Source organism: Pseudomonas sp. PGPR40, from assembly GCF_022014505.1.
Classification (GTDB): domain Bacteria; phylum Pseudomonadota; class Gammaproteobacteria; order Pseudomonadales; family Pseudomonadaceae; genus Aquipseudomonas.
In genome coordinates this window covers 83661-104161 of record NZ_JAKLSP010000002.1, presented here as the reverse complement: position 1 = coordinate 104161, position 20501 = coordinate 83661, and the positions used below count along the sequence as shown (strand labels likewise).

General features: G+C 57.5%; 16 protein-coding genes and 1 pseudogene. 7 read left to right on the top strand and 10 right to left on the bottom strand.

All coding sequences use genetic code 11. The features are described from left to right. Nucleotides 1–71: 71 nt before the first annotated feature. The 5 genes from MEB48_RS02365 to MEB48_RS02345 all read right to left on the bottom strand — a co-directional run bounded on the left by MEB48_RS02365 (nt 72) and on the right by MEB48_RS02345 (nt 4383). Nucleotides 72–1328: an NAD(P)/FAD-dependent oxidoreductase gene (locus MEB48_RS02365; protein ID WP_237881504.1), complete on the bottom strand. Its 1257-nt coding sequence runs from the start codon at nt 1326–1328 to the stop codon at nt 72–74. Continuing rightward, a complete protein-coding gene (locus MEB48_RS02360) occupies nt 1325–1561 on the bottom strand; it encodes a (2Fe-2S)-binding protein (protein ID WP_237881502.1) in 237 nt (78 codons plus the stop codon). Before MEB48_RS02360 ends, MEB48_RS02365 begins: the two co-directional genes overlap by 4 nt. Then, nucleotides 1554–2669, bottom strand: coding sequence for an NAD(P)/FAD-dependent oxidoreductase (locus MEB48_RS02355; RefSeq protein WP_237881500.1), 1116 nt, complete (start codon nt 2667–2669; stop codon nt 1554–1556). The genes MEB48_RS02360 and MEB48_RS02355 overlap by 8 nt, the downstream gene beginning before the upstream one ends. Next, nucleotides 2666–3598, bottom strand: coding sequence for a 4-hydroxyproline epimerase (locus tag MEB48_RS02350; protein WP_237881498.1), 933 nt, complete (start codon nt 3596–3598; stop codon nt 2666–2668). Before MEB48_RS02350 ends, MEB48_RS02355 begins: the two co-directional genes overlap by 4 nt. Before the next feature lie 113 nt (nt 3599–3711). Further along, a complete protein-coding gene (locus MEB48_RS02345) occupies nt 3712–4383 on the bottom strand; it encodes a GntR family transcriptional regulator (RefSeq protein ID WP_007900901.1) in 672 nt (223 codons plus the stop codon). 365 nt (nt 4384–4748) lie between these two features. Between MEB48_RS02345 and MEB48_RS02340 the strand changes: the two genes are divergently transcribed. Then, nucleotides 4749–6425 (top strand): MFS transporter, encoded by a 1677-nt coding sequence (locus MEB48_RS02340; protein WP_237881496.1) that lies wholly within the window; start codon nt 4749–4751, stop codon nt 6423–6425. Nucleotides 6426–6489: 64 nt separating this feature from the next. On the opposite strand, the gene MEB48_RS02335 is transcribed toward MEB48_RS02340, so the two are convergent. From MEB48_RS02335 to MEB48_RS02325, 3 genes are all read right to left on the bottom strand, one after another. Next, on the bottom strand, nt 6490–7017 hold the full coding sequence (locus MEB48_RS02335; protein ID WP_237881494.1) for a cytochrome b/b6 domain-containing protein: 528 nt from the start codon (nt 7015–7017) through the stop codon (nt 6490–6492). Nucleotides 7018–7025: 8 nt separating this feature from the next. Further along, nucleotides 7026–7289, bottom strand: a complete 264-nt coding sequence (locus MEB48_RS02330) for a PepSY domain-containing protein (protein ID WP_237881492.1) — start codon at nt 7287–7289, stop codon at nt 7026–7028. A 310-nt stretch (nt 7290–7599) separates the two neighbouring features. After that, nucleotides 7600–9723 (bottom strand): TonB-dependent receptor, encoded by a 2124-nt coding sequence (locus tag MEB48_RS02325; RefSeq protein WP_237881490.1) that lies wholly within the window; start codon nt 9721–9723, stop codon nt 7600–7602. A 179-nt stretch (nt 9724–9902) separates the two neighbouring features. Here MEB48_RS02325 and MEB48_RS02320 point away from each other — a divergent pair, with 179 nt between their 5' ends. Then, entirely contained in the window at nt 9903–10865 is a 963-nt protein-coding gene (locus tag MEB48_RS02320; RefSeq protein WP_237881488.1) for a hypothetical protein, read from the top strand. A gap of 46 nt (nt 10866–10911) precedes the next feature. Here MEB48_RS02320 and MEB48_RS02315 read toward each other — a convergent pair. Both MEB48_RS02315 and MEB48_RS02310 read right to left on the bottom strand, forming a co-directional pair. Further along, nucleotides 10912–11272 (bottom strand): annotated as a pseudogene (locus MEB48_RS02315) (SOS response-associated peptidase family protein); the annotation flags it as partial. A gap of 24 nt (nt 11273–11296) precedes the next feature. Beyond that, nucleotides 11297–12025: a hypothetical protein gene (locus tag MEB48_RS02310; protein WP_237881486.1), complete on the bottom strand. Its 729-nt coding sequence runs from the start codon at nt 12023–12025 to the stop codon at nt 11297–11299. A gap of 513 nt (nt 12026–12538) precedes the next feature. Here MEB48_RS02310 and MEB48_RS02300 point away from each other — a divergent pair. The 5 genes from MEB48_RS02300 to MEB48_RS02285 all read left to right on the top strand — a co-directional run bounded on the left by MEB48_RS02300 (nt 12539) and on the right by MEB48_RS02285 (nt 20497). Beyond that, entirely contained in the window at nt 12539–12817 is a 279-nt protein-coding gene (locus MEB48_RS02300) for a hypothetical protein (RefSeq protein ID WP_237881482.1), read from the top strand. 276 nt (nt 12818–13093) lie between these two features. Then, a complete protein-coding gene (locus tag MEB48_RS02295; protein ID WP_237881480.1) occupies nt 13094–13675 on the top strand; it encodes a TetR/AcrR family transcriptional regulator in 582 nt (193 codons plus the stop codon). Between the two features lie 222 nt (nt 13676–13897). Further along, nucleotides 13898–15118, top strand: a complete 1221-nt coding sequence (locus MEB48_RS02290; protein ID WP_237881986.1) for an MFS transporter — start codon at nt 13898–13900, stop codon at nt 15116–15118. A 270-nt stretch (nt 15119–15388) separates the two neighbouring features. Then, the gene (tnpB, locus tag MEB48_RS29315) at nt 15389–15544 is read left to right on the top strand and encodes an IS66 family insertion sequence element accessory protein TnpB (RefSeq protein WP_442969057.1); all 156 of its coding nucleotides are present in this window, start codon (nt 15389–15391) and stop codon (nt 15542–15544) included. Nucleotides 15545–15955: 411 nt separating this feature from the next. Next, complete coding sequence (locus tag MEB48_RS02285) at nt 15956–20497, top strand: PAS domain-containing hybrid sensor histidine kinase/response regulator (RefSeq protein ID WP_237881479.1); 4542 nt, start codon at nt 15956–15958, stop codon at nt 20495–20497. Nucleotides 20498–20501: the final 4 nt, after the last annotated feature.

Genomic DNA, 20501 nt, shown 5'->3' with positions numbered 1-20501 from the left:
GGCGCTGGGGTCTGATGGCGACCCCGGGATCATAGAGGCTCGACAGCGTGGCCGAAACCCCCGAAGGGGAATCAGGCCGCAGGGGTGTCGTCCAGGCACATCAAGGTCTCGATCCGTGCCGGGCTGAAGGGTGGGCGGGGCACCGAAGGTTGCCAGCCGAACAGGTGGTGCACCGCACCACCACACACTCGACCCTGACAGGCACCCATGCCACAGCGACTGGCCAGTTTGGCTTCGCGCCAGTCAGTGTGCCCGGCCAATGCGGCGTAGGGCACGTCTTCGCAGCGGCAAACCAGGGTGTCGGATCGGGCCAGGGACTTGAGTTGCGGGTTGAGGGCGAATGCCTGATTCAGTGCCTTGGCAAAACCCTGCCAGCGTGCCCGGCGTGGCCACAACTGGCGGGCTGCTTCAAGGTTACCGACCGCCGCGTGGCCAGCAATTGCCCCTTCGACCAACGCCAGTTCACTGCCACCAAACCCGGTACATTCACCCGCCGCATAATGATCGGCACGGCTGCTGGCCTGCCAGGCATCCACTGCCAACGCCTGACCTTCGATGGCGTAACCCAGTGCCTGGCCCAATTGAATGTTCGGGATCAAGCCGAAACCACAGGCCAGCCGATCACATTCCAGTTCGACGATTTTGCCTTGCTGTTGCAGGCGCACGCCTTCCAGTCGCTCAGTGCCAAGGCCGGCCAGCACATGAGTCGAGGTGCGGTAATGGCGATCGAACAAACTGAACGATTGCAACCATTTGCCAGGCCAGCGTGGCAGTTGCGCGGCGAAACCGGCGACGGCGATGCGCGAGGCTTGCTCGGCGATGCGTTGTACCAGGGCGCCATGTTTTTTCGCGGTGGCGGCACTTGCCAGTAATAGCGGGCCGCTGCCGGCGATCACCACGCGCTCACCCCGCATCGGCACACCGGCCTTGATCAGTGCCTGCAAGCCACCGGCGCCGGTCACGCCCGGCAACGTCCAGCCGGGGAAGGGCAGCAGCAACTCGCGGGCTCCGGTGCACAGAATCAGTTTGTCGTAGCTGATCAACCAGCCATCGTCATCATCTTCGACCAACAGTTGTTTCGGCCCGGGACTGGCGATCACTCGGGTGCCGGCGTGATGGCGGATGTTGCTGCAAGCCTGCAAACGCTCACGCAGACGACGGGCCTGATCGGGCACGTTGGCTTGCGGGCCGTCACGCCAGATTTGCCCGCCCGGCAGCGGATTATCGTCGAGCATCACGATGCGTGCACCGCTGGGCGCAGCAGCGAGAGCGGCGGCCATGCCAGCGGGGCCGGCACCGATGATCAGCAGATCGGCGTATTCATTCATGGACGTGTCTCCACCTGCATGCCGTCTCGGCACAGGGTCTGGCAGGCGAGGCGGCGCCGGCCGTCAATGGTCACCCGGCATTCCTGGCAGATGCCCATGCCGCACAGCGGTGCGCGGCGTTGACCACTGACCGAGGTGCGCGTGCAGCCGTCGCTGCCCAACGCCAAGGCAGCGGCGACGCTGGTGCCCTCGGCCACCTTCAAGGCGCGGCCGTCCAGCAGCAAATCAGGCATAGGCAGGTTCTCCGAGGAAACGCTGGGGCAGATAGGGTTGTGCGGCCAGTGGCGGGGTTTCGTTGAACAGTTGCGCGACCAGCAAGTCGGCCGTGCCGGGGGCCGTGGTGACGCCTAACCCTTCGTGACCGACGGCCAGCCACAAGCCCTGGCGCTGCGGGTGTTGGCCCACCAGCGGCAGGCCATCGGGGCTGGCGGCGCGAAAACCGGTCCAGGCGCGGATACCGTTGAGCCGGGCCAGCCCCGGCATGTACTCGGCGGCGCGCTTGAGCATTTTGGCCAGCATCCAGCCTTCGACCTGCGGGTCGGTGGTGCCGAATTGCCGCGAGGCACCGATGAACAATTGCCCGGTGGGGCGCGGCTGAATATTGCAGGCGGTCGACGGTCCCGTGGCGTTGTGGGCGCTGGTGACGTAACCCAATTCCACCAAGGTGTGGGTGACGGTGCGGGGGTAGCGGTCGGTAATCAGCAGGTGACCTTTTTTCGGCTCTATGGGCAACTCCGGGCACAGTTCGCTGGCCTGAATACCGTTGGCCAACACCACCGCTTCGGCACTCAACCAACGACCGTCATCGAGGCAGACGCGGTGGCCATCGACCGCGCTGACCCGTGCCCGGCGTTGACGAATGTTCGGTGTGTCGAGCATCCAGCTGGCCGTCGCCGGCGCATAAAGAATGCCGTCACTATTGATCAATAAACCGCCTTCCAGGCCCACACGCAGTTCCGGTTCACGCTGGCGCAAAGCACTGGCGCCGACCAATTCGCACGCCACGCCCTGAGCCTGCAGGTTCAGGTATTTGCTATGGGCGACCGCCATTTCCTCGGCGTTGGCCGCCAGCCACAGCGTGCCGTTGTTGCGGTAGGCGCAGCCGTCGGGCAGGTCCGGCGCCAGTTCGCGCCAGCGTTGCAGGGAATGTTGACTCAGGGCCAGTTCGGCCGGGTTGTCGTCGAGCACCAGCAAGTGGCCCATGCCCGCCGCCGTCGCACCGTGCAGGCCGGCGTCCAGCACCAGTACCTGCAAGCCACGACGGGCCAGCGCCTGGGCACAGGCGGCACCGATGATGCCGGCGCCGATCACGATTACATCGGCCACAAGGCCCTCGTTCATGGACGAATGCCCCAGGCGAACGGGTCATCCTGTTCGATGATCAAACTGGCTTCGGCGCTGATAAAGGCACGGCCGCGAATGGTCGGTATAACGCGCTCGCCCTGCCATTCGTAAGAACCTTCGAACTCGCTGCCGATGACACTGGCCTGGCGCCAGATCTGCCCCGGTTGCAGTTTGTCGTCCGCGGCCAGGCACGCCAGTTTGGCACTGGTGCCGGTGCCGCAGGGTGAGCGGTCATAAGCCTTGCCGGGGCAGAGGACAAAGTTGCGGCTGTCGGCGTGATCGTCATCGGCGAACAGCTCGACATGGTCGATCAAACCACCGTCTTCGCCACGAATACCCTGAGCCTCCAGCGCCTGCTGCACGGCGTAGGTGTAAGCGGTCAGTGCTTCGAGGTTGTCGCCGGCCACCCGCAGGCCATGCTCGGCGATCAGGAAAAACCAGTTGCCACCCCAGGCGATATCGCCGACCACCTGGCCGACATCTGGCACCTGCAACACCAGCGCCTTGCGGTAACGGTAGGCCGGCACATTGCGTACGCTCACCGAATGATCTTCGTGCAGGGTCGCCTGCACCGTACCTACCGGAGTCTCGATGCGGTGCACGCCGGGACTGATCTTGCCCAGATGCGCCAACGACGCCACCAGGCCGATGGTGCCGTGGCCGCACATGCCCAGGTAACCGGTGTTGTTGAAGAAAATCACTCCGGCACAGGCGCTCGGGTCGACGGGCTCGCAGAGCAGGGCGCCCACCAGCACGTCGCTGCCACGGGGTTCCAGCACACAAGCGGCGCGCCATTGATCGTGATGTTCGGCGAGCAGCTTACGACGTTCGGCCATGCTGCCGGTGCCCAGGTCAGGAAAACCGGCAGTCACCAGGCGAGTCGGTTCGCCGCCGGTGTGGGAGTCGATCACGGTGATGCGTTTCATGGGAGGGCCACGTCCGTTCGGTTGAGTGAACGAAAGAGTGGCCTGTGCGGCGGGGTGTCGGCTTGATGGATTTATCCTGTGCCGATGACGAAATCAGCACAGCATTCTAGAAATCAGTGGGCGTGAGGCAGGTGCTCGAACAGGGTCTTGCAGACCCCGGCAATGTGTTCGTCCAGCAGCTTCACCGCCAGATCCACATCCCCGGCACGACAGGCTTTGATGATTTCACGGTGCTCGTGATCAGCCCGTTCCTTGCCGGCCGACAGGCTCATCTGCATGCGCAGGTAGCGCTCCAGCTTGTCGTTGACCGAACGAATCAGGCTGACCAGAAACGGTCGTTGCGCCGGCTCATAAAGGCAGGCGTGCAGTTCCCAATTGAGCTCGGCCCAGCGGCCCACGTCGTCCTCGCCGATGAATTCCTGACAGATGCGCTCGGCACGGGCGAAGGTTTCTTCGGTCATGTTGGGAATGGCCAGGCGCAGGATCTTGTCCTCGAGCAACATCCGCACTTCGAACATTTGTGCCAACTCGGCATCGGACACCCGCGTGACCATCGCCCCGCGATTGCGCTGGAACATCACCAGCCCTTCGGCCTCCAGCCGCTTGAGGGCCTCGCGCACCGGAATCTTGCTGACGTTGAACTGGCGGGCAATGTCGTCCTGGCGAATCGGCTCATCTTCGGCGAAATGCCCGGCGACAATCGCGTCCCGCAGATGACGGGTGATGATTTCCGAGGTTGAAGGTGTATTGCCAAGGTCGGGGGCGTTGAGTTTGGGTAGGTTCACGGCAGCGGTCGTTTGGAGTGAGATGGCGATAGGGTATACGAAATTCTTTCGCTGCGAAGTTCCAGACGATGGTCGCCCCGAAGAATAGGCATCAGCGGGGCGCTACCCAGACGCTTCGCGTGGGATCTCACCGGTCTGAATAGTCATTTGACAGCGCATCGGCCCGGATTCCAGCGGGATGCCCCGAGTGGATATCTGCGCGAAGGTGATTATGCTTCAAGGAACCTTGCAGCGATGCGAGGCCGTCAGCCTGTTTCCATGCTTCGCGCAGTCCTTGATCCGATGACATCAGCCCTGGGGCCTGGGTACGGTAAAAAGGTAACGAGGTACTCCGCCCTATAACAAGAGCAAGACGGAGAAGACTCATGGCCGTAATCGACAATACAACCACGGGCAGCACGCCCAACCGTGGGATAACCAGGGAGGAGCGCAAGGTCATTTTCGCCTCGTCCCTGGGCACTGTGTTCGAATGGTACGACTTCTATCTTTATGGCTCCCTCGCCGCGATCATCGCCAAGCACTTCTTCGCCGGCGTCAATGAGACAACGTCTTTCATCTTCGCGCTGCTCGCGTTCGCCGCGGGCTTCGCCGTACGCCCCTTCGGCGCCATCGTCTTTGGCCGACTGGGCGACATGATCGGGCGCAAGCACACGTTCCTCATCACCATTGTCATCATGGGTATTTCCACCGCCGTGGTGGGCTTTCTGCCCGGCTACGCGACCATCGGCGTGGCGGCGCCGATCATCCTGATCAGCTTGCGCCTGTTGCAAGGCCTGGCGCTGGGCGGTGAGTACGGCGGTGCGGCGACCTACGTCGCCGAACACGCGCCGAAGGGCAAGCGCGGTTACTTCACCTCGTGGATCCAGACCACCGCGACCCTCGGCCTGTTCCTTTCGCTGCTGGTGATCCTCGCCTGCCGAACCATCCTCGGCACCGAAGCCTTCGAGGCCTGGGGCTGGCGGATTCCCTTCCTGCTGTCGATCCTGCTGCTGATCATCTCGGTGTACATCCGCTTGCAACTCAGCGAGTCACCGGTGTTCTTGAAGATGAAGGAAGAAGGCAAGTCGTCCAAGGCGCCGCTGACCGAATCCTTCGCCCGCTGGGAAAACCTCAAGATAGTCATCATGGCATTGCTCGGTGGTACCGCTGGCCAGGCGGTGGTCTGGTACACGGGGCAGTTCTATGCGCTGTTTTTCCTGCTGCAAACGCTGAAGATTGACCCGCAGACTGCCAACTTTCTGATTGCCGGCTCGCTGCTGATCGGCACGCCGTTCTTCATCGTATTCGGCAGCCTGTCCGATCGCATCGGCCGCAAGGGCATCATCATGGCCGGCTGCATCCTCGCGGCGCTGACCTACTTCCCGATCTTCCAGGCGTTGACCCAATACGGTAACCCCGACGTGTTCGCCGCGCAGGAGAAGAACCCGGTCACGGTGATCGCCGATCCGAGTAAGTGCTCGTTCCAGTTCGACCCGGTGGGCAAGGCCAAATTCACCAGCTCCTGCGACCTTGCCAAGACCGTGCTGGCGAAGAAGGCCATACCCTACAAGAACGAAAAGGCTGAGCCGGGCGCTGTCGCGCAGGTCCGCATCGGCGGCAAGGTGATCCCGAGCTTCGAAGGCACCGGCATGCCGGCCGCCGACTTCAAGGCCCGCAACGACGCCTTCGTCGCTACCCTCGGCACCGCGCTCAAGGACGCCGGTTACCCCGAGAAGGCCGACCCGGCGAAGACCAATTACCCGATGGTGTTGTTGCTCCTGACCATCCTGGTGATCTACGTCACCATGGTCTATGGACCGATCGCCGCCTGGCTGGTGGAACTCTTCCCGGCGCGCATTCGCTACACCTCGATGTCGCTGCCATACCACATCGGCAATGGCTGGTTCGGCGGCTTTCTGCCCACGGTGGCGTTCGCCATGGTCGCGGCCACGGGGGATATCTATTACGGGCTGTGGTACCCCATCGTCATCGCCGTGATGACGGCCATTCTAGGCACGTTCTTCCTGCCGGAAACCAAGGATCGGGAAATTCATCACACATGAGGTTGGCACTGTCCTCTCCCGAAAGGGAGAGGGCATGTGCTGTATCGGGAGAGTGCTTGAGCTCCTAGCGCTTGCGACGATGGCCCGTGATCATCGACAGCGGCAGGTTTTCACGCAAGCGTATGCTTTCCACCAATGCCGCGACGATGTGCACGCAAACCAGTGTGAGCAGCGCATTGGCCATAAACTCGTGGACATCACGTGGCCAGTCTTCGCCCCAGAAGTAGTCCACTTCCTCCATCAGGAAACCGCTGATGCCCAGGCCAGTCATCAACAGCAGCATGAGGACCATCACCAATGCACCGATGGGGGAGTGCCCCATGCGGTGATAGCCCTTGCCGGAAAACAGCGCCCGGCCATGCTGAGCGACCCGGGTCGGGGTCGGCCAAAAGTCTGCCCAACGCGCCGATGGTGGGCCGATGAACCCCCACACCACGCGCACGAGCACGACCGCCACGGCGTAATAGCCGAGCCAGCGATGCCAGCCGTCTCCTTCCTCATTGAGGAAGTAGTCGCTGATGAAGACAACCACCAGGGACCAATGACAAACGCGTACGAGAGGGTCCCAGAGGCGCAGGGTTTCAGCGTTCACAGGGGACCTTATTCGATCTCTTCTTTCACGACTTTGCCGCTGACCGGGTCAAAGTAGATTTCGACTTTGCGCTTGTCTTTGTCAAAGCCGTAGATCTCGTAGCAATTGCCGCTCGTGACCTTGAACTTCTTGATGTTGTAGCCCTTGGCCTTCAGGTCTTCCTGAAACTTGGCCTGATCCTGCCATTGGGCTTTGTCGGTTGTGGTGCATTCAGGGCCGGCGAAAGCCAGGGGGGAGGCGGCAAGAAGGGAGAGCAACAGAAGTTTACGCATGGGTTTTCCTCGAAATATTGTTGTTGTCCGACAACGCGAGAGATTCTCAATCAGTCTCGCGCGCTGAAGATTAGTTGAGCTTTTGATCGTTGTCACGATGTTGCGGGCTGCAAACAAACGCCCAGGAATGCAGGGCGTGTAATTCTAATCAGTTAAGACGCAAATCCCTGTGGGAGCGGGCTTGCCCGCGAAAGCGGAGTGTCAGACGACATCAATGTTGACTGTGCCACCGTCTTCGCGGGCAAGCCCGCTCCCACAGGTTTTGCATTTTAACGGGCCGGCATTGCGGCATTTGATTTCAGGTTTTCACTCAGAACCGGTAGTTGGTGCTCAGTTCCAGAGTTCGTGGGGCTCCGGGGGTGATCAGGTCCACTGAGCCATGGGCCGAGGCGTAATAGTCCTTGTCGAAGACGTTGCGCAAACGTAGTGCCATGTCCCATTTCTGCAGGTTATAGAGCAACGCCGCGTCCACGGTGGTGTAAGCGGGCATGACCACTTGGTTATCCAGGGCGGTGTAACGATCGTCGACATAATTCGCCCCCATGCCCACGCGCCAGGTGTTGGTCAGCGAGTGCACCAACCAGAGGTTGGCACTGTGACGCGGGGTCAGGGTGGGTGTCTGGCCTTCGTTGGCGACGCCGTTGGTTCGGCTGTTGGACTTGGTGATCTCGGCATCCAGATAGGCATAGCCGGCATACACCTGCCACTTGTCACTCAACTGCCCGCTGGCGGTCAATTCAAGACCGTCGGTGCGCTGCTCGCCCGACAGGACCAGTTTAGTCGGGTTCGCCGGATCGGTCGTTTTCATGTTGGTGCGTTCCAGACGGAACAGCGCCGCCGTCAACGCCAGGCGGTTGTCGAGCAGGTCCCACTTGCCGCCGATCTCGAAGTTGGTGGTTTGTTCCGGCTCAAGGTCCTGGTTGGTAGTGCTCAGGGCGAAGACTTCGGAGGAGGGTTGATAAGAACGACTCACCGAAATGTAGTAGGACTGCACCTGATCAGGCTGGTAGACCAGCCCTGCGCGCGGGCTCCAGGTGTTATCGGTTCGGGACATTGAGGCACCCGTCAGATCATCCGAGTATTCCTGATCGAACACGTCATAACGCACACCCAGCAAAGCTTTCCATTGCGGGGTCAGTTCAATCAGGTCCTGGACGTAGAAACCGGCCGTGTCCTGGGTATTGGTACCTTTGGCGGTTTGACGGTTGGCCTGGAACGGCACGTCGACCAGGCCATCGCGGTACACCGGGACCCGCGCTACGTTGCTTTGGCTGAAGACGGATTGGTCCTTGACCTGGCGCCCCAGCTCCACGCCATAGAGCAGGTTATGGTTCATCCCGGCAAGCGTGGCCTGTTGCTTCAGTTCGGTCTGGTTGAACCAGCCGTCTTCCTTGCGCTGCACGTTGCCGCGGTTCAGTTTCACCAGCAGCTCGCCGTTGGGCGCGGTGACGAAGCGTGTCGGGCTGGAGTCGGCGAGTGTGTTGTTGCGATCCAGATCATAGTGGTAGTAGCGGCTGGTGTTGCTCAGAGTGAAGTCGTCGTTAGTGCGATAGTCGACGCCGGCCGTGAACGAAAACACCTCGCTGCGGGTGTAATCGTCATCCGGGTCGGCGGAACCGAAACGCTTGTCCCGATCGACATCGACCGGGCGATCGCCCCGCGCGGGAATGCCGAAGTCGATCAAGCGTTTGTCGTAGAGGTACGTCGCCCCCAGATTCAGCTCAAGGTCGTCGGAGAGCTTGAAGTAGGCCGAAGGCGCAATGGCCTTGCGATCGATATAGCCGTCATCGCGGAAGGTGTCGCTGTTCTCCAGCGCACCGGTCACCCGGAATGCCTTGTCGTTTTGCTGTTGATCGGCCCAGCCGGCATCGAACTGCGTACGCTTTTTACCCTCGCTGTCGACGCTGACACCCACTTCCTGTTTGGGAGTGAAGTTGGGTTTTTTGCTGATGCTATTGATCAGACCACCGGATGAGCCGCGGCCATAGAGTACCGCTGCCGGTCCCTTGATCACTTCCACGCGCTCGACGTTGGACAGATCGCGGAAGTACAGCGCGTCGTCACGAACGCCGTCGATGTACATGTCGCCGATGGCACTAAAGCCGCGAATGGTGACCTGGTCGCGCTGGCCATCGCCGTTGGAAAGACCGATGCCTGGGACGTTCTTCAACACGTCTTCCATCGACTGCGCGCCCTGATCCTTGATCACACTCTGGGGGATCACGTTCACCGTTTGCGGGATATCCCGCAGCGGGGCGTCGATTTTCAGCGCACTACGGCTGTCGGTCGGCTTGTAGCTCTGCTCGCTGTAATCGCTGGTCACAGCGGTGGCAGGCAGGGCCAACGTCGATTGGGTTTGTGCCTGTAAATCAGGGACTGCCAAAAGCCCCAGCAGTGAGAGAGAGGCGGGGTAGATGCGCGGTAAAGCCACCATGAGCTCCTTTTTTAGTTATAGGTGCTAATGATAATGATTTCCTTTTGTAAGTAAATAAATATCATTCACATGCATGGCCGACACATTTTCCGTTGGCCCAAACATGAGTCATTCCGAAACGTTGTATGTAAAGCGGGATCTGATGCACCCAGTCCGGAAGAAAGTCGGTAGTAAACCCATTGACCCTGCCGGCGGTCCTACAGCAATCCGCTTATGCGCAGCAGCGCCAGATGCCTGGAGACTTTGAGCGGGCTCTCATTCCCCGAATGAATGCACCCTATTGGCGAGCCTCCTCAATTTTTCGCCATTTCTTATTTACCGAATATTCCTACATTTTTCCTTCAGCGCTTTTGTTAACGTATTGCCCTCATTTGACGGCGCTCAGTGAAGGCTGTGCGTCGACGTTGCTAGGGAAGAAGGGCAGGAAGGTGATGGATTACTCACTCGCATTGAAGGTTATCGATCAGGAAAGAACTGAATCGCTGCGTCAACGAATGGATGACGTAGGGTGTGTGTTCGAGTTTGTGGTTGTCGCCCCTGAGGAAGACTCACTGATCGATGAAGCAATGCATCGACTGGCTCTGAATGCACTGTATGAACAGATCATGGCCAGTCAGCTTGATTGGCATCGTAAGCTGATCCTGAAGCTCCCCAGCGCGAATTTCCCAGAACCCAGCATGACTTGGGCTTTGGATAGGGCTATTGCCACTCCTTTAAGTCGAGCCGAAATCCGTAAGCTGACATCGACCGAGGTCTATCAGCGAGGCCCGCTGGCTCTTTATGGTCATTTCCGCGAACCTTTTCTCACCCAATTTGAGGGCGGAGAGGCGGAGGCTGAGGCGCTTTTTTGCGAATGGCTCGAATTGCTCGGCCTTGAAGATCGGGACGATGTTGTTGCTCTCAATTGGGTCAAGGGAGTTAAGGGGAGCAATAGTGGGTTGTTTGATAACGACAACGTTGCCTCCAGACGCGAGACATGGAGTGACTACTTCGATTTAAGGTTGGAATGTTGGGACATTTGGTGTCTGACCTTCTGGAACCCGCGACGTCGTACGTTGGGAGCATTAGCTGCCTGTGCAACGAAATGCACCAAGGCCCTGGAGACTCTTGCGACAGGGCAGGTTCATGAAGTCGAGGCTTGAATTTGTCGCTTTTTTCGGTTCGGTTTGCTGCGACTAATCGTAAAGCCAACACGGACAAGCGTGTTTTGATGTGTGAAAGGACAGTCTCATTTTTCGGTCCGCTTTCATCAACCCATTCGAATCAATTGTTAATGGCGATGATTGTCCGGTGTGGCCAGATCGCTTTGAAGAACGCTCCGTGGGCGACTTTTTCAACCCGGGCATTGACGGCGCGAAGCGGTCTTTGGTCCAGTGCGACCGCTAGCCCCAACGAACTATGTCGGCCTGCAGAAACTGGTGAAAGAGGCGAGTTGGTTGGCGTTGTAGAGTTCGAAAGGCTGGTCGCCTGCATAGCTGATCAGTGCATTAGGCATGCTCAGCGTTCCGACAAATGAATGCCACTGCATTTGGGATGGACGTCCGCACATGGGTCAGACCCTCCGGCCGTGCTTTCAGCGTAGTTCAGACCTCGGCTGCTTGATGACGAAGCCTTGCCCGGAGCAGGCAGCGCAATCGTCTCTTCGGTCAAAGCGGTCGAGACAAGTGGGACAGGTTCTGAACCTGGCCAGATCCATAAACGGCCGCATCTTTTCGTAGGCGTTCAGGTCGCGGTCTTCGAGCGCGACCTGCGCTGCGTCGATCAATGAACGATAAATATCGGGGTCCTCGATCGGCTCGTAGATGACACCGACAATCATCCGGCCCGTCTCGATGAGGTCGAAACGTTGACCATCGGGCAGGGTCAGTCTCAGGCCTTCGAGGCGTGCAGTGACACCCGATGGGTTGAAAACGAGATTTGCTCCGCGGCTGTCGCTATAGATCTTGCCGTCGTAGGTAGTTCGAACTTCGTCCTCATTGTCCTTTCTCGCATGAAAAATGGTCTGCCTGATTTTCCCGAGTATCAGGGCACCATCGCAGCCCACGACATCATAGGACGATGCGCCACTATAGCGGACAGGATGGCTCTGCAGTTCTTCCACGGCATGCCAGTACGCAGCGTTGGCCATTTCATTCATGTCGTATCGCTCGAGCGCGTTGATCAGCCCTTCGGCCACCAGCGCGGAGGTCATGGCATGAAGGTGCTGTCTGTGCGCCTCGGGGTTCTGCATTCGAAAGTCGTGGTCGTCGAGGGTGGAGCGCCACTGCTGAAGTCTCAGCGCTTTAGCCTGGTCGAAATTCATGAGGACGGGTTCGCTGTACAAGTGCTGGTTGTATGTACAGTAATTGAGGTTCGATGATGGTGACGAGGATGACGCGACGAGCTGTAGGGTTTTGGGTGGTGTACGGTCGGCAGGAGATGGGAGTCAATTGGTCGTTTCCTGCACCAGCTGGTAAGGGGGATCTATTCTTAATAGATGGAAGTCCGCTGGACTCTAAGGACAAAATTGATGATCACCCGTTTGAGCTACGCCACCTCATTGAGTGTGGTTCCTGCCACCTTCCGGTAGCTGTACCGTCAACCCTGATGGATCGTTGACGATCAAGATATTCGACCCAATAGCCGGGTGCGTCGAATTACCGGTCACTGGTGTCCAGGCAAGCGATTGCAAGTCTGGTTGACGAACTGAGTAGCAAAATGGAAGCCAGGACGATAGCTTTCGCGTGATGCGGCAGGTCGAACCTGTGTCGTTATACGGGACGGGCATTAACTTTTACATTCAACACAGTTATGCGTCAGCGTGTCGGAGGCGCATATGACCTATGACGTGAACATTGATCAATACTGCCTACAATGCGAGGTGACGTTGTTGCTGGATGTGCCGCCCGATCCGTGGGCCACCACCAGCGATTGGGACGCCTATGGCTATCGGGAACTGGAGTTTCGAGTGGTATCGGGTCAGGTGTATGACGACAACGGTATGGCCAGTGACGCCGGGCGCAACGCCTGCGCGGCACTAGCCGAACAATATGCTGAATTCATTGAACAAGAACTGTGGCGGCAAATTGAGGCCGAGCGACAGGATGTCGCTTAAATCCCGTTTGACCAGCGTGGGGTGTGAAGGGGCAAATCCCGCACAATGTGGATATGGTCTGTTGGTGAAATTATGACCGGCTACTTTCAGGCGAGGCTGTGTGAAAACGAAGAGCCACAACATTAGCAGTCGACATTTCTGACATTGATTTCAGGTTGATTTGTACTCTCGGCGTCCTCCATTGATGCTGAGCAGGGTGTGAGATCAAGCCAACCTTGACGAGCGAGAAGGAAGTCAGTATTTTTCTGGAATGATCATTCCAGAAAGGCTAGTCCGATGCGCACCAGAGAATTTGAGCATGACGAGATTGTCGACGCAGCCATGCAGGTTTTTTGGCAGCTCGGCTATTGCGCCACCTCGATACAGGATCTGGTCGACGGTACCGGATTGTCTCGAAGCAGCCTGTACAACGCCTTTGAGAACAAGCATGGATTGTACGAGCATGCACTGCGCCGTTATCACGATCTGACTGCCACGAACGTAGCGCTGCTTCAGGAGTCGGGCTCGGTCAAAGGGCTGATCCAGCAACTACTGATGAGGATCGTGAATGATGAACTCAGCGATACCGGACAACGCGGCTGCCTTGTCGCCAATGCCACACTTGAACTGGCTGGCCAGGACGAATCCATTGCCGAGTTGGTTTCCCGCAACTTCCTGCGTCTGGAGAAAGCTTTGGAGCGTGCATTCATCCGTGGTCAGGCAGAGGGGGAAATCCCCATACACAAGAAACCTCGCGCGCTCGCACGCTTTATAGTGAACACGATTCAGGGCCTGCGGGTCTTGAGTAAAGGCAGTGCTCACCAGAACCGTCGGCAACGCTTGCTGGATGTAGTCGACATCGCGATAGACGCGTTGTAACGCAGGACGGGTGTTGTAATGCTGCAAGTGAAAGTCTGACAGAGACCAGAATTTATTTGCCCAGAATTGGAATGATCATTCCAGATAAGACTCGAAGCACTTTTGTTCATTTTGCAAGAAGCCTTGAACGATCAAAAAAAGCACCACGTTACTGCCTGAAATTAACCTCAGGCAGTCGATCAGGAAACAGGAAATGTATTTTTCAGGGATACAACGATGACGATGAACGGCGACAATGGATTGATAGCAACGGGGTTCGATGAAACGTCTTCTGCGCAAAGGTTGCCCGTGTGGAAACTGTTGGCATTTACGATGGCTGGCTTCATCACCATTATGACGGAAACTATGCCAGCCGGCCTGCTGCCTCTGATCGGGCAGGGGCTGGGCGTCTCGCAGGCCTTGGCGGGTCAGTTGGTTACGCTCTATGCATTAGGCTCGGTGCTGGCAGCGATTCCGGTCGTTGCTGCTACGCGAAAATGGCGCAGGAGGCCGTTATTCCTGCTGGCGATCGGCGGGTTGCTGGTCTTTAACACCGTGACGGCATTGTCCTCCCACTATGTGCTGACTCTGATCGCGCGGTTCATCGCCGGCATGGCGGCAGGCGTGATATGGGGACTGTTGGCCGGTTATGCACGACGCATGGTGCCCCATGATTTGCAGGGGCGGGCCCTGGCGGTGGTCGGCATTGGTCAACCCATTGCCTTGTGTCTCGGCGTGCCCCTAGGCACTTGGCTGGGGACTCTGTTTGATTGGCGTGGCGTGTTCTGGATCATGTCGGCCCTCGCGTTAATGCTGTTCGTGTGGGTGCGGTTTGGCGTGCCTGACTACGCGGGACAAACTGAACGTCAGCGCAAACCGATCCGCAGAATTCTTCTGACCCCAGGTCTGCGCTCGATACTGTTTGTGATCTTCGTCTGGATACTTGCGCACAACATCCTTTACACCTACATCGCGCCATTTTTGGACTCCGTCGGGCTTGGTCAGCGAATAGACCTCGTGCTGCTGGTCTTCGGTGTTGCCTCTATCGTCGGCATCGGAGTCACAGGAATGTGGGTGGATCGTGGGTTGCGTGTGCTGACACTTCTTAGTCTGGCGGTTTTCGCGATGGCGGCGTTGGTGTTGGGAATGGCAAGCAGCTCTCCCAGCATTGTGCTCCTCAGTGTTGCTATCTGGGGGCTGACGTTCGGTGGCGCTCCCACGCTGCTACAGACGGCCATTGCCGATACCGCCGGTGACGGCGCCGATGTCGCGCAGTCGATGCTGGTCACCATCTTCAATCTGGCAGTGGCCGCAGGTGGCATTGCTGGTGGCTTGTTGCTGGAGCATGCGGGGCCGAGCTCTTTCCCCCCAACACTGCTGTTATTGGCGCTGCTCGGTCTGTCCGTGGTTTGGCTAGCTAGGGCCAATGGTTTCAAGCCTGGCCATCGCGCAATCACGCAATAAGAGTGGCCAATGGGCCGCTAGGTGGATGTTGAAGATCATAAAAATAACTTGAGAGTCTGCTTTCGGCACAGAGTGTGTAAAGACGCCTCAACGGTAAGTGTCCAGCCAACACACCTTCCGAACTCCAGCGTTAAGAGCGATGGTGTCCGCGTATTTTTAAGTGGACGCGATCGCCCTTAACGTCAGGATTTCCATGCGCAAACGAAGCTCTTATCCTAATCTCTTCAAGGCCCAGGTTGTTCAGGAGTGCCTGCAGCATAGTACGACCTTATCCGCCGTTGCCATCTGGGCATCTGGCTGGCTGCTAGTAGGTTGAATCAAGGTAAGTTTCACTGGCCAGGCATTCGGCATGGCTTCGAAATCGAACTCGATATCAAGCAACTCCAGGCTTTGGTACTTGGCCTGTCATCATGGCTACCGCAGTGATGACAGCTGCGGCAATGGATGTCATAAAGCACAAAATGGACAGCCAACAGCAGCGTGAACGACCATAGGCAAAGTAGGAAAAGGCTGGTAAGACTTTATTTGAAGCCCGTATGGGCGACCTCTGTTTGCTGTACCAAACTCAGAAATGGGAAAGCCAAGGGAACAGCGTGAATGAAGAAATGCTCCTGCAAGCTGTCCGTGATTTCTCAGCCCTTTTGCAGTTCGCTTGAAAGCGCGCCGGGGACTGCCTACGGCGCTGTGCGAGTTGATAGGTGCTATCAAAGACTTCAACGATTGTTGGGCCTGGCCTGAGCGTAATCGGGACTTGCAGATTGTACATATCGCCGCCCCAAGGAGGGGTTCTAACTTTAATCTTGAAGGCTTGAAAGCCTTCTGCATTGGGGCAATGCGGTGAGAAAACATAAGTTTGCATGGGGCTGGGGAGTAGCTCTCACTCTGGCGGTGGGGCTTGGGGTAAGCATTCTCGGGAGCTGGGCCCTTGAACGTTTCAACGAGCATCGGGCCCAAGAAGCGGTCGTTGCGGCTACCGAGGATGCAGCAGACTCGGTTTTGACTCGACTCCGGCTTTATCAATACGGATTGCGAGGCGCTCGTGGGGCGGTGCTGACTGCTGGAGAGCATGGTATTAGTCGCGAAATTTTCCTCCGATACAGCCAAACTCGCGATCTTGATACTGAGTTTCCTGGCGCACTCGGGTTTGGTTTTATAAGACGTGTACAAGAGCAAGACGAAGGTCAGTTTCTTAAACTTGCTAGAGCTGATGACAAAGCCGATTTTTCCATTCGCCAATTTTCACCGCATTCAGGCGAGCGTTACGTTATCCAGTATGTCCAGCCGGTTGAGCGTAACCAACCTGCAATTGGCTTGGACATTGCTTCGGAAACATTCCGGCGTGAGGCCGCTCAGTCTGCAATGCAAAGTGGTCAGGCACGGATTACCGCCCCCATCACACTGGTACAGGCCATAGGAAAGCCGCAGCAGTCTTTCTTGGTGCTGTTACCCATTTATCGTGAGGGGGTGACTCCATCAACCGTTGCAGAGCGAGAGGCAGCGGCATTTGGCTGGAGCTACACGGCGTTGCTGACAGAGGATGTGCTCAACGGCCTACGCGTGGAAAATGAATCGATCCATCTGCGTTTGAGGGATATCACCGTCCCTGGGCAAGAGGAGTTGTTCTATGAAAGTACCGACGACTCCACTAGCCATCAAACATTGATGACCCATCAGGTGGAGCGCGAAGTGTACGGGAGGCGATGGCAAATCGAACTCGACGCGCATCCGTTGTTCATTCAACGCCTGCATCAGGTTTCGCCGAAGGTCGTCCTTTTGATGGGGGGGGTGCTTACAGTTCTTCTAGCGACTTTGGTTGGAGTCGTGAGCGTCAGTCATCAACGACGGCGGCAGATACTCGCCGAGCAAGCAAGACTGGCTGCGATCGTTGAAAGCTCGGCCGATGGCATTATCGGTAAGACTCTCGATGGTTTCGTCACCAACTGGAACAAGGGAGCCGAGTATCTTTTTGGCTATACCGCCGAGGAAGCAGTGGGTCAGTCACTGGTCAGCTTGATTGTTCCTGAGGCGCTTGTAGCTGAGGAAGCCCATATCCTTGCGCGTATCAGGGCGGGGGAACGGATAAGGAGCTTTGATACCCAACGTCGATGCAAAGATAACCGGCTGATTGATGTCTCCGTAAGCATCTCACCCATTTTTGGTGAGGGTGGTCGCGTCGTAGGAGCCTCCAAAACCTTGAGGGATATCTCGGCGAAAAAAGCAGCAGAGGCCCGAATTCTTGAACTCAATTCCAACCTGGAGGAACAGGTTGCGCAACGAACTTCCGAGTTACGGCATCTCAATCTATTGCTAGGAACTGTGCTGCGCTCGGCCACCGAGGTTTCGATCATTGCGACGGATCTCGATGGTGTTATCCGCGTGTTCAACAAGGGCGCCGAGCATCTACTGGGTTATGACGCCGATGAGTTGCTGGGTAAAGACACCCCAGTACTGATCCATGTGCCAGAGGAAATCGCTGCTCGTGGTGTTGAACTGAGCGAGGAGTACGCTCAGGCAATCGACGGTTTCCGTGTGCTGACCCATAAACCTGAGCTTGAAGGCGCAGAAACCCGGGAGTGGACTTACATACGTAAGGACGGCTCGCGATTTCCTGTCACGCTGGTGGTCACTTCCATGCGCAATGACGAAGGGAAACTGAGCGGCTACCTGGGCATCGCGGTAGACATCACCGAACGTAAAGCGGCAGAAAAGAAGCTGGCGGCGAGCCTGGAGACGACACAGAAACAACGTAGCGAACTGATGGCGGTGCATGATCAGTTGCTGATGGCCGCTGAAGTAGCCGAACTGGGCATTTGGTCGTGGACGTTGGCGGACAATGCCTTGCAGTGGAATGATCGCATGTACGAGTTCTACGGGCAGCCACTGACGTTGCGTAATACTGGCCTGGATTATCAGCACTGGTACTCGCGTGTTCACCCAGACGATGTAGTGGCAACCGCTGAAAAACTGACTGCCGCAGTCGAGGGGACTGGTGTGTACGACACAATTTTCCGCGTCGTTCGCCCGGACGGTCAGCTCCGCTTCATACAGGCCGGTGCGCAAGTCGAACGCAGTCCGAGCGGTGAGGCGTTACGTGTGACGGGCATCAATCGGGACATAACCTCCCAACGCGAACTAGAGTCACATCTGTTGTACGCCAAGGAACAGGCCGATACCGCGAGTGCGACCAAGTCTGCCTTCCTGGCAAACATGAGCCATGAAATACGCACGCCGATGAACGCCGTATTGGGAATGTTGCAGTTGGTGCAGCACACAGACTTGAATGGTCGTCAGCTCGATTATGTGATCAAAGCACAGACAGCTGCGAAATCACTTTTGGGCTTACTCAATGACATCCTCGACTACTCCAAGATTGAGGCTGGCAAACTTCAACTCGATGTGCACCCCTTCGAACTGGAACCGCTCATGCGTGACCTCGCAGTTGTGCTGGCCGGCAACCAGAGCCAAAAAGAAGTCGAGGTGATGTTCGACCTGGACTCCAACCTACCCAACGACCTGATCGGCGATAGCCTGCGGCTGCAACAGGTGCTGATCAACCTGGCGGGTAACGCCCTCAAGTTCACCATGGAAGGCCAGATCGTGGTCAGCGTCCAGCAACTGATGCGCACGGAAAAAGCAGTGAGCTTGCGCATCGCCGTTTCCGATACCGGCATCGGTATCAGCCCGGAGCAACTTCAGCGCATTTTCGAAGGATTCACTCAGGCCGAGGCTTCAACCACCCGCCGCTTTGGTGGCTCCGGTCTGGGCTTGGTGATCTGCAAGCGACTGGTCACCTTGATGGGCGGCGAACTTCAGGTGGAGAGCCAGCAGGGTAGGGGAAGCCGCTTCTGGTTCGATATCTCCCTGGATGTAGCGCCGAGTTCGCTGCTGAGATCTGACACCCTAGGAGTCGATGTGTCCATACGGATACTGGTAGTCGACGACAACGCCATGGTGGGTGAATTGCTGTTGCGAACCGTACATGCATTGGGGTGGCAGGCTGACCATGTGAGTGGTGGCATGCAAGCAGTGGAATGGGTGAAAAACGCTCAGGCGAGGGGCGAAGCCTACGACGTGGTACTGATGGATTGGCGGATGTCCGATTTGGATGGGCTGAGCGCTGCGCAATTGATCCATCAGCAGGGCAACGGCGTACCTCCTCCAATGATCATTATGATTACCGCTTACGGCCGTGAAGTGCTGGCCGACGCTAACGAGATGAGAGACGCTCCCTTCGTGGGCTTTCTCACCAAGCCAGTCACTCCCAAGCAGTTAGCCGACGCTATTCAGCGAGCACTCAACGGCAAAGGTCTTGCACAGGCACTCCCGTCCAAGTCAGCTATTGACAGGCCGCAGCGCTTGGCCGGGCTGCGACTATTGGTGGTGGAAGACAACATGCTCAATCGGCAGGTTGCCGATGAGTTACTGAAGGGCGAAGGCGCTCGGGTGACGCTGGCTGAAGGTGGTCTGCAAGGTGTGAGCAGGGTGATGACTGAGAATGTACCCTTCGATGCCGTGTTGATGGATATCCAGATGCCGGATATTGATGGCTTGGAGGCGACCCGTCGCATTCGATCGAATCCACGTTTTGCAGCGCTGCCAATTGTGGCGATGACCGCGAACGCCTCCAATACCGATCGTGAGGCCTGTCTTGCTGCGGGGATGAATGATCATGTCGGCAAACCCATAGATCTTGAGCAACTCGTCATGACGCTGCTCATCCAAACGGGCCGCGAGGATAGCCAGGAATCTCTAGTCTTGGGGCAAGCCAATACAGGGGAAGACGTTATAGAGTCTCGTGCATCGACTGTTGACCGCTTTGGTGGTGACCTCGATTTGATCCGCAAAGTGCTGCGTAACTTTGGCCCGGACATGGAAAAACAGCTTGTTCGGTTGCGCGATCAGATCCAGCGGCAAGATGCATCGGGGGCCGCTTTTGTGCTCCATACCATTAAAGGTAGCAGCGGCACGATGGGTGCCAAGGCGGTGTCGCTGCTGGCCAGCAACCTGGAGCACACACTAAAAAACGGAGATGCAGAGTCGGTAGCGAGCATCTTTGCAGACCCAACATGGTTTGACGAATTGAGCAGGTTACTGCAACAAAGCCTTGAGCAAATGAATGTCGATTTTGGCCAGAGTCCGCGTGCAAAGAGCAGTGCTGACGAAGAATCCATGGTGCCGACGCAATGGAGAGAGTCCCTAGAGGAGATTTTGCTGTTGTTGGAAGCGGGTAACCTTCAAGCCATAGAGCTGGCAGACGCATTGGCGTCAAAAATTCCACAATCCCTGCGCCCACAGTTCGACGAGCTGGTTGTCAGGGTGCAGTCGCTAGACTTTTCCGCTGCGATGCCGATTGGTCGTGACCTGCTGAGATCTGCCTGATGGA

Bases quoted from the DNA above. Each gene is read 5' to 3' on its own strand.
- MEB48_RS02325 (WP_237881490.1), bottom strand. From the start codon at position 9,723: ATGGTGGCTTTACCGCGCATCTACCCCGCCTCTCTCTCACTGCTGGGG.
- MEB48_RS02365 (WP_237881504.1), bottom strand. From the start codon at position 1,328: ATGAATGAATACGCCGATCTGCTGATCATCGGTGCCGGCCCCGCTGGC.
- MEB48_RS02310 (WP_237881486.1), bottom strand. From the start codon at position 12,025: ATGAATTTCGACCAGGCTAAAGCGCTGAGACTTCAGCAGTGGCGCTCC.
- MEB48_RS02350 (WP_237881498.1), bottom strand. From the start codon at position 3,598: ATGAAACGCATCACCGTGATCGACTCCCACACCGGCGGCGAACCGACT.
- MEB48_RS02355 (WP_237881500.1), bottom strand. From the start codon at position 2,669: ATGAACGAGGGCCTTGTGGCCGATGTAATCGTGATCGGCGCCGGCATC.
- MEB48_RS02360 (WP_237881502.1), bottom strand. From the start codon at position 1,561: ATGCCTGATTTGCTGCTGGACGGCCGCGCCTTGAAGGTGGCCGAGGGC.
- MEB48_RS02330 (WP_237881492.1), bottom strand. From the start codon at position 7,289: ATGCGTAAACTTCTGTTGCTCTCCCTTCTTGCCGCCTCCCCCCTGGCT.
- MEB48_RS02300 (WP_237881482.1), top strand. From the start codon at position 12,539: ATGACCTATGACGTGAACATTGATCAATACTGCCTACAATGCGAGGTG.
- MEB48_RS02340 (WP_237881496.1), top strand. From the start codon at position 4,749: ATGGCCGTAATCGACAATACAACCACGGGCAGCACGCCCAACCGTGGG.
- MEB48_RS02290 (WP_237881986.1), top strand. From the start codon at position 13,898: ATGAACGGCGACAATGGATTGATAGCAACGGGGTTCGATGAAACGTCT.
- MEB48_RS02295 (WP_237881480.1), top strand. From the start codon at position 13,094: ATGCGCACCAGAGAATTTGAGCATGACGAGATTGTCGACGCAGCCATG.